Source organism: Arthrobacter sp. Hiyo1, from assembly GCF_001263615.2.
GTDB lineage: Bacteria > Actinomycetota > Actinomycetes > Actinomycetales > Micrococcaceae > Arthrobacter.
Genome location: NZ_DF952474.1, coordinates 174755 through 183135, shown reverse-complemented (window position 1 = coordinate 183135; position 8381 = coordinate 174755). Strand labels below are relative to the sequence as shown.

Here is an 8381-nt window from a genome sequence, read left to right as displayed (position 1 = left end):
CGCGCTGGCTGTCGAAGTAGACCACGCGGCCAGGCAACGCACCGCCGTCGGGGATTTCCACTACAGGCTGCGACACTCCGGCCACCACGTGGGCGTTGGTCACCACGCGGCCAGGGGAGACAACAAAGCCGGAGCCTGTCTGGTTCTGGCCGCACTGGTAGGCCGTCCCGGCAATCTTCAGCACGGAGTGGGCCGCATTGTTGAGTGCGGGAGTGTCGGTGCTCGTGTTCGGAACGGGCACAGGAGCAACGGGGCCGATGCCTTCGATGAGCTGCGGAATGCCGTTGCCCATGACCTTGGAACGCAGTTGCGCCACGCTGGCCTTGACCGGTGTGGGCGTCATGGTGTCGATGAAGCGGATCACCTTGGAATCGGCCAGTTGCTGCGAAACGAAGGGCACGCCCAAGGAACCGATGCTGAAAGCCAACATGGACATCACGAGTGCGGCAACAACCAAACTGACGAAACCACCCAGCACGCGGTCAAGTGCGTGCAAAGGCTGGATGCGCAAGGCTTTGCGGACCCTTTGGCCAATCCAGGTACCGAGACCGTGCCCCAAGACAATGAGGACCACGGCCGAGCCGATAATGGCAGTCAGCCTCCAGCCGCTGTCCTTCACCCACTCGCCGACGAGCGGGACCGCGATAAAGGCCGCGGCTGCTCCTACGGCGAAGCCCGCGATTCCTCCAAGCGTCACGAAGAAGCCGTTGCGCAGTCCGTAGATCAGGTAGGAAAGAAGCGTCAAAATCAACGCCAGGTCCAATATGGTCAAGCCGAACACCAAAGCTCCTCACAGCCGGGTAAGCCCCAATTGTAGTTGCACAGACTGACAGCTTCCCTTCGGAAGCAGGCCGTCGTCCAGATCGCGAAGCCCCTGCCGAGCAGGGCATTCCCGGCCGTTTGAGGCGCGGTTTTGGGCCTCTTCCGCGTGATTTAGGGCGTTTCGGCTGCCAAGTACGTCACAGACGCGACAAAATTCTGAAACAATGGCTGAAGCGCCCCAGCCGAACTTTTACTCAGGAGATTTCATGGATATCGAGGTATTGCGCCGCGCACCCCTCTTCGCCACCCTTGACGACGACGCTTTCCGTCTGCTGACGGACGAACTCACAGAGGTGGACCTTTCACGCGGAGCGTCTGTTTTCCGTGAGGGCGATCAGGGTGACCAGCTCTACTTCATCGTGTCCGGCAAGGTTAAGCTCGGCCGCACCTCTCCGGACGGCCGCGAATCCCTGTTGGCCATCCTCGGCCCGGGCGAGCTCTTCGGTGAAATGGCCCTGTTCGATCCCAGCCCGCGCACCGCGACGGCCACGGCCGTTTCCGAAACGCGTCTGGCGGGCCTGAAGAACGAAAGCCTCAACGCCCTGCTGCGCACCCGCCCCGAGGTGTCCGCACAATTGCTCCAAGCACTTGCCCGCCGCTTGCGCCGCACCAACGATTCCCTGTCCGACCTCGTGTTCTCGGACGTCCCGGGCCGTGTCGCCAAGGCCCTCCTGGACCTCGCGGACCGCTTCGGCCGGCCCGCGACCGACGGCGTCCTGGTGGCCCACGAACTCACGCAGGAGGAACTGGCCCAGCTGGTCGGAGCTTCCCGCGAGACAGTCAACAAGGCCCTCGCCGAGTTCGTACAGCGCGGCTGGCTCCGCCTGGAAGCCCGCGCAGTGGTCATCCTGGACATGCAGCGCCTCCGCCAGCGCTCCCGTTAATTCCTACGACACAGAAAATGCCTGGTGACCCCGGAATTCCGGAGTCGCCAGGCATTTTTCGTGTCGCCAGCGGATTTGGGTGTCGTCAGCGTTCCCGCTGCGGCTCCCCTGAAACCGTCCGGGCCGCTTCGACTTCGAGCATGAGCGCGCCATCCTCTTGAACGAGCCGCGGCTGGTACATGTGCGGCTTCCGCTTGTAGCTGAGGTACGCAATGCAACCCTGGGCAGCGGCCATCTTCTCAAGGATGATCTCCGAGCCCGGCACCAGCAATTGGCCCAGCGGCAAGCCAACGGTGTTTTCCTGGCCGATTTCATCCCCAAGCGCAGTGGTCTCGCGCTCGGCCATGAGTTTCGAAACGCACACCCAACGCCCCCAGACACCCTTGCTGGCCAGCAGCGATGGCTGCTGGTTCACGGGAAGAGTGGCGGCGAAGTAGCGGGTGTTGAAGCGCCTGTGCGCGAAGTCCGGGCTGAGCCAGTTGACCAGCGGCTTGAGCAAGTCCGTCCGCAGCGACAGGCCGCGCTTGGCCAGGACGTCCGTGAACGACTTGTCCTGGGCCGCCACGGCCTCGCGGGCCTTCATCCACTCGGGAGTGGACGTCGCCTCCACTGTGGAGGACAAGTCGGGGCCGGCCAGCAGCACGCCGGTCTCCTCGAACAGTTCGCGGATGGCGCCCACACGTGGCGGCGGGCAAGTCCGACGTCGGCGGTCCCCAGCGTCTCAGCCAATGCTGAGGCGAGGGGCCGAGCCAGCCGAGGGCGTCGTCGTCGGAGGGTTCCAGCGAGCCGCCAGGAAACGCGACAACGCCCAACGGCGAAGAACCGGGACGGTAACCCATCCACGTTTCCAGGCCGGTCGGCGAATCGCGGAGCAGGACAACAGATGATGCAAAACGCGCGGCGCGGGGGGCCCGTTCGCCGAGCTCAAGCCAATTCCGTGCAGCCCCTTCTAGTTCAGGGGGTAACGCAAACAAGCGTCGGGCTAGTTGTGGCAATGGAGTGAACCGGTTCCTTAGCTGAATTCAGCGATCAACTCGACCTCGACGGGAGAGTCGAGCGGAAGGACTGCAACGCCGACGGCGGAACGCGCGTGCTGCCCTTTGTCGCCGAAGACACGCCCGAGGAGCTCGGATGCACCATTGATGACACCGGGCTGGCCGGTGAAGGAGGTATCGGAGGCCACGAAGCCGACGACCTTCACGATGCGCGTGATGCGGTCGAGGTCCCCGATGACACTCTTGACGGCGGCCAAGGCATTAACGGCGCAGACAGCTGCATACCTCTGCGCGTCTTCCGGAGACACCGTGGGCTCGTCCGAAAGGCCCTCTTCACCGCTGGAGACTTTGCCCGTAGCTTCGAGTTTGCCGTTAATGAAGGGCAGCTGTCCGGAGGTGTAGACGTGGTTGCCGGAGACGATGGCCGGAACATAGGCGGCCACCGGAGCTGCGACGGCCGGAAGGGTCAGTCCCAGTTCTGCAAGGCGCTGCTCGACGGCGGATGCCGGAGCCGTGGAATCCGCGCCAACTGTGGCTTCTGCGGGGGTTGTCATTGTTACTGCTTCTCCCTCTTCAAGTATGCAACAAGTCCGTTTCCGTCGGGTCCGGGAACAACCTGGACGAGCTCCCAGCCGTCCTCTCCCCACTGGTCCAGAATCTGTTTCGTAGCGTGAATGATGAGCGGAATCGTCGCGTACTCCCATTTGGTCATGAAAGAAAGACTAGCCCTTGCCGGTAAAGTGGTGAACATGGTGACTCGTAGGAACCCTCTATTCGACACTGCCACCACTCTTGGAAAGATCCTCGGATTCCTCGGTGTGAGCGCTATTTGTGGTGTCCTGGTGGCGGGCTTGCTCGTTCCCGCGGCCGCCGTTTCGGGCAGTGCGGCGAGTGGGTCCATTCAGTTCTTCGACACGCTGCCGGCGGAGCTTCAGGTGAACCCGCCCAGCCAAGCGACCACCATCCTGGCCGCGGACGGCAGCCAGATCGCCTCGATCTACTCCGAGAACCGCACGCGGGTCTCGCTCGACCAGATGAGCCCTTTCATCAAGGATGCGATCGTCTCGGTTGAGGACAGCCGCTTCTATGAGCACGGCGGCATTGACGCCACCGGCATCATGCGCGCCATCGTGAGCACGGCGCGCGGGCAAAAACAGGGCGCTTCCACCATCACCCAGCAGTACGTGAACAACGTCATTAATGAGTCGCTCGTGTCCCAGAACAAGGGTGCCGACGTCAAGCTCAATGGCGTGAACAAAGGCGTGGGCGACAAACTTCGCGAAATGAAGCTGTCCATCGCTTTGGAGAAGAAGTTCTCCAAGCAGCAGATCCTCGAGGGTTACCTCAACATCGTCTTCTTCAACAAGGACGCCTACGGCATCGAGGCCGCCTCAAGGCTCTTCTTCAGCACCAGCGCCAAGGACCTCACCTTGCCGCAAGCCGCCTTGCTGGCCGGCGTCGTCAACAGCCCGTCCTACTACGACCCGGTGACGAACCCGGACCACGCGAAGCAGCGTCGCGACCTGGTGCTCGGCCTCATGCTGGACCAGGGAAAGATCAAGAAGGCCGACTACGACGCCGCCATCGCGACGCCGGTGACCACCAAGGTGACGCAACCTCGCCAAGGCTGCCCCTACTCCGCCACTGCCGCGTACTTCTGCGACTACGTGCTGCACCTGCTCTACAACAACCCGGCCTACGGCGCGACCATCGACGATCGCGTCAACCGCGTCTCGCGGGGTGGCCTGACCATCCAGACCACACTGGACCCGAAGGCGCAGGCCGTGGCCCAGGCCCAGGTAGATGCTTCCGCCGGCGCTAACCCGGACAAATGGGGCGCTTCCTTGGTGTCGGTCCAGCCGGGCACCGGCAAGATCATCTCGATGGCCCAAAATACCGTCTGGCTGCCAGCCGACGGGAAGTTCCAGGCCGAGCAGAACTTCAACGTAGACAAACTGGATGCCAACGGCAATGACCTCAACGGACTGGGCGGATTCCAGCCCGGTTCAACCATGAAGCCCTTCACTTTTGCCGAATGGTTGAACGAGGGCAAGTCGATGAATACGGTGCTGGATGGCACCGTCCGGCGGTATCCCCAGAATTTCCCGTGGAAGAACACGTGCCCGACTCCGACGGTCGGCTGGTATGACAGCACCAATGGCACCCATGACCTCCAGAACGCCGAGGGTGGATATTACAAGCCCATGACAGTGGTGGATGGTTTGGCCAACTCCATCAACACCATGACATTTGCCACGGCTGCAAGGGTTGACCTGTGTGGCATCCAGAAGATCGTCGATGCTGTTGGCATCCACGGCGGCCTGCCGGACGCCAGCAATCCCAACCCGAAGGTTCCCATGACAACGTTGGGCAACCTGATTGGTTCCACCCAGACCGCGCCACTGACCATGGCCAGCGCCTTCGCCACCTTTGCCAACAATGGCACGTACTGCGAGCCGATCGCCATCACCTCGGTAACCGACCAGACGGGCGCCAAGCTGCCGGCCCAGTCCACGAGCTGCAGGAGCGCGGTCACCCCCGAGGTCGCTCATGGTGTTGCCTACGCCATGCAAGAGGTTCTGAATAAGGGCTCCGGCTCGCTGATCCAGCCTCGAATCTCCACCAAGACCAACTTCCCCATCGCGGGCAAGACCGGAACCAACGACTCCAATGGTTCCACCTGGGTTGCCGGCTACACTTCCGGCCTCGCAACGGCCACGTGGTTCGGCGATCCGTTGGGCAGCCAGAACCGAGCGGGTCAGAACGTCACCATCAATGGCAAGTTCTACCAGGGCATTGACGGTTACATGATCGCTGGTCCGCAGTTCGCCAACTACATGCTCCAGGTCGCTCCCACTTATGGAACCAACCCGTTCCCGGCTCCGCCGTCGAACCTGCTCGACCCGCCCGGGTTCAAGCCTTCGACGCCTAGCACCACCACTCCGGGCAACACTTCTCCGAGCACCCAGCCGAGCAGCAACGGGAACGGCAATGGAAATGGCAACGGAAAGAACAATGGCTAGCGGCTCCAAGCCCGTCATTGAATCGCTGGCAAGCCGCGTCCGAAGCATCGGACGCGGCTTTGCCGTCGCTGCGGGTGCGGGCGCAACCGCTGGCGTGGCAGGCTTCGCCTATGGCCTCTGGGAAAAGAACCAGTTCGTACTCCGCGAGGAGACCGTTCCCATCCTCCCTGAGGGCTCGGCTCCCGTCCGGGTGCTGCACATAAGCGACATCCATTTCGTGCCAAGCCAACGCAAGAAGGCCGAATGGCTGCGTTCGCTCGCCGCGCTTGAGCCGGACCTTGTGGTGAACACGGGTGACAATCTCAGCCACCCCCACGCCGTTGTTCCGCTGCTGGACGCATTGCGGCCACTGTTGAAGTTCCCGGGCGTCTTCGTCCCGGGCTCCAACGACTACTACGCCCCGCGGTTCAAGAACCCGGCCACATATTTCCTCGGCCCGTCCCGCGTCAAGGACAATCCGGTCGAGCTCGATTGGCCGCGCCTGCGCTCAGGGTTCGGGATGTCCGGATGGATCGACCTCACCAACAGGCACCAGTCCTTGCCCATCAACGGAATCCGCTTCGATTTCTCCGGAGTGGACGACCCCCATCTCAATCGGGAGCGCTACACCGGCTGGCCACGCGGCACCGTGGGACAGGACTCCCGCCCGCACCTGCGCGTAGCCGTTATCCACGCCCCCTACCAACGGGTCCTGGATCACTTCACGAACGACGCCGCGGACCTCATCCTCGCCGGACACACCCACGGCGGCCAGATCTGCATCCCCGGCTACGGCGCCCTGGTTGCCAATTGCGATCTCCCCACGTGGCGCGCCAAAGGCTTGCATGACTGGGAGAACAACGGACGCGCGACGCCGGTCAACGTCTCGGGCGGCATCGGCACCTCGCGCTTCGCCCCGGTCCGGATCGCGTGCAAGCCGGAAGCAGTGCTGCTGACGCTGACGCCCCGTCAATAACCAGCGCCACCAGTTCCGAATACCTCGTATCACGCAACGCAATGGTGCTGTGAATCCTGTTACGCGATGGCATAGGGTAGTTGCTATAGGAAACTACCTCCGTGCGTCGTACGAAAACCCAGGAACGCCGGGACAAAGCTGTTGAGAAGCGGGCATGGCCAAACAGACTTCATTCTTTACCTCCGTCAAACGTCTCTATCCGCACGTTAAACCGATCCTCCCCCGGCTTTTCATGGGGTTGGTCAGCGCGTTGCTGGCCAGCATCATGGCGCTTGCCATCCCCCAGGTGCTGCGGGTCCTGATCAACGGCTCCCTCCACCCTGGTGGTCCTACCGACGCTGTCTGGATTTCCGCCGTCGTGGTTCTGGCACTCGGCATCGCCGAAGCCGGGCTTGTGGCGCTGCGGCGCCAGTTCGTCATCAATCCCGCCACCACGGTGGAATCGAGGATGCGGGTGTCCCTCTACGGGCACCTGCAGGACCTCACCGTTTCCTTCCACGACCGTTGGGGGTCAGGGCAACTCCTGTCCCGTGCGATGACGGACTTGAACTTCCTGCGGCGTTGGATGGCGTTCGGCGCGATCATGCTGGTGGTGACCACTTTGACCGTGGTGATCGGCGTCGTGGTGATGTTCGCGATGAGCTGGCAGCTGGCTTTGATCTTCCTGGCCGCCGCGGTGCCCATCATGGTCTATTCCTTCCGCTTCCGCCGCCGCTTCAGCCTGGTGACCCGGCTCAGCCAGGACCAGGCCGGCGACCTCGCCACCACGGTCGAGGAGTCCGTCCACGGCATCCGTGTGCTCAAGGCGTTCGGCCGCAGCCGCGAAGCACTGGAGAACTTCAATGAACAGGCCGAGGAGCTGAGGCAGACCGAGATCGCCAAGGCCAAGCACCAGGCCACCTTCACGCTGGTGGTGACACTGCTGCCCGAGCTGGCGCTCGGCGTCGGGCTGGTGGCGGGCGTCCTGCTCGTCTCCATGGGCCAACTCAGCATCGGTTCCTTGGTTGCCTTCTTCGGCACCGCAGCGGTGGTCGCGGCACCGGTGGAATTCTCGGGGACCCTCCTGGCCATGGCATTGACCGCCAAGACCGCCCTCGATCGCCACTTCGAGGTCATGGACACGCCCAACACCATCACCAGTCCGGCGAACCCCAGGACACCCAAGGAACTGCGCGGGGCCTTGAGCTTCAAGGCCGCCGGTTTCGGTTTCGACGACGGCGCCCGGCTCCTGCACGACGTGACCCTGGACATCAGGCCCGGCGAAACCATGGCGATCGTGGGCATTACCGGTAGCGGAAAGAGCGCCTTGCTCCAGCTGGTTCCCCGGCTCTATGACGTGAGCGAAGGATCCGTGACCATCGACGGCGTGGATGTCAGAGACTTCAGCGTCGAGCAGCTGAGGACCATGGTGGCGGTCGCCTTCGAGGACACCACCCTGTTCTCCAGCTCGGTCCGGGACAACGTGCTGCTCGGCGCGCCCGACGCTTCCGAGGAAGCCCTTGAGGAAGCGCTCGACGTCGCGCAGGCGCACTTCGCGTATTCGCTGCCCGACGGCGTCGGGACCCTTATCGGCGAGGAAGGCCTGAGCCTTTCCGGTGGCCAGCGGCAGCGGATCGCGCTCGCCCGGGCCATCGCGGCGAAGCCCAAGGTCCTCGTGCTGGATGATCCCCTGTCGGCCCTGGACGTGAACACGGAGGAACTC

7 protein-coding genes and 1 pseudogene are annotated in these 8381 nt (G+C 63.1%); 4 read left to right on the top strand and 4 right to left on the bottom strand.

Features of this window, described 5'->3' with window-relative positions; genetic code table 11:
* Window positions 1-781: MarP family serine protease (locus AHiyo1_RS27225; RefSeq protein ID WP_059389483.1), on the bottom strand; the 781-nt coding region annotated here is incomplete at its 3' end.
* Between the two features lie 247 nt (window positions 782-1028).
* Between AHiyo1_RS27225 and AHiyo1_RS18215 the strand changes: the two genes are divergently transcribed.
* Window positions 1029-1706, top strand: coding sequence for a Crp/Fnr family transcriptional regulator (locus AHiyo1_RS18215; RefSeq protein ID WP_011775987.1), 678 nt, complete (start codon window positions 1029-1031; stop codon window positions 1704-1706).
* 85 nt (window positions 1707-1791) lie between these two features.
* Here the strand turns inward: AHiyo1_RS18215 and AHiyo1_RS18210 are convergent.
* The 3 genes and pseudogenes from AHiyo1_RS18210 to AHiyo1_RS18200 form a co-directional block, all read right to left on the bottom strand.
* Window positions 1792-2701, bottom strand: a pseudogene (locus tag AHiyo1_RS18210) (NUDIX hydrolase).
* Window positions 2702-2718: 17 nt separating this feature from the next.
* On the bottom strand, window positions 2719-3255 hold the full coding sequence (locus AHiyo1_RS18205) for a RidA family protein (RefSeq protein ID WP_059389482.1): 537 nt from the start codon (window positions 3253-3255) through the stop codon (window positions 2719-2721).
* 2 nt (window positions 3256-3257) lie between these two features.
* Complete coding sequence (locus AHiyo1_RS18200; RefSeq protein WP_009359196.1) at window positions 3258-3413, bottom strand: DUF4177 domain-containing protein; 156 nt, start codon at window positions 3411-3413, stop codon at window positions 3258-3260.
* On the opposite strand from AHiyo1_RS18200, the gene AHiyo1_RS18195 reads away from it, so the two are divergent.
* From AHiyo1_RS18195 to AHiyo1_RS18185, 3 genes are all read left to right on the top strand, one after another.
* Entirely contained in the window at window positions 3412-5724 is a 2313-nt protein-coding gene (locus tag AHiyo1_RS18195) for a transglycosylase domain-containing protein (RefSeq protein WP_253257446.1), read from the top strand. The genes AHiyo1_RS18200 and AHiyo1_RS18195 overlap by 2 nt on opposite strands.
* Window positions 5717-6679, top strand: a complete 963-nt coding sequence (locus AHiyo1_RS18190; protein ID WP_059389479.1) for a metallophosphoesterase — start codon at window positions 5717-5719, stop codon at window positions 6677-6679. The genes AHiyo1_RS18195 and AHiyo1_RS18190 overlap by 8 nt, the downstream gene beginning before the upstream one ends.
* A 154-nt stretch (window positions 6680-6833) precedes the next feature.
* Window positions 6834-8381 (top strand): ABC transporter ATP-binding protein (locus AHiyo1_RS18185; protein ID WP_059389478.1); only part of this gene is annotated, 1548 nt, incomplete at its 3' end.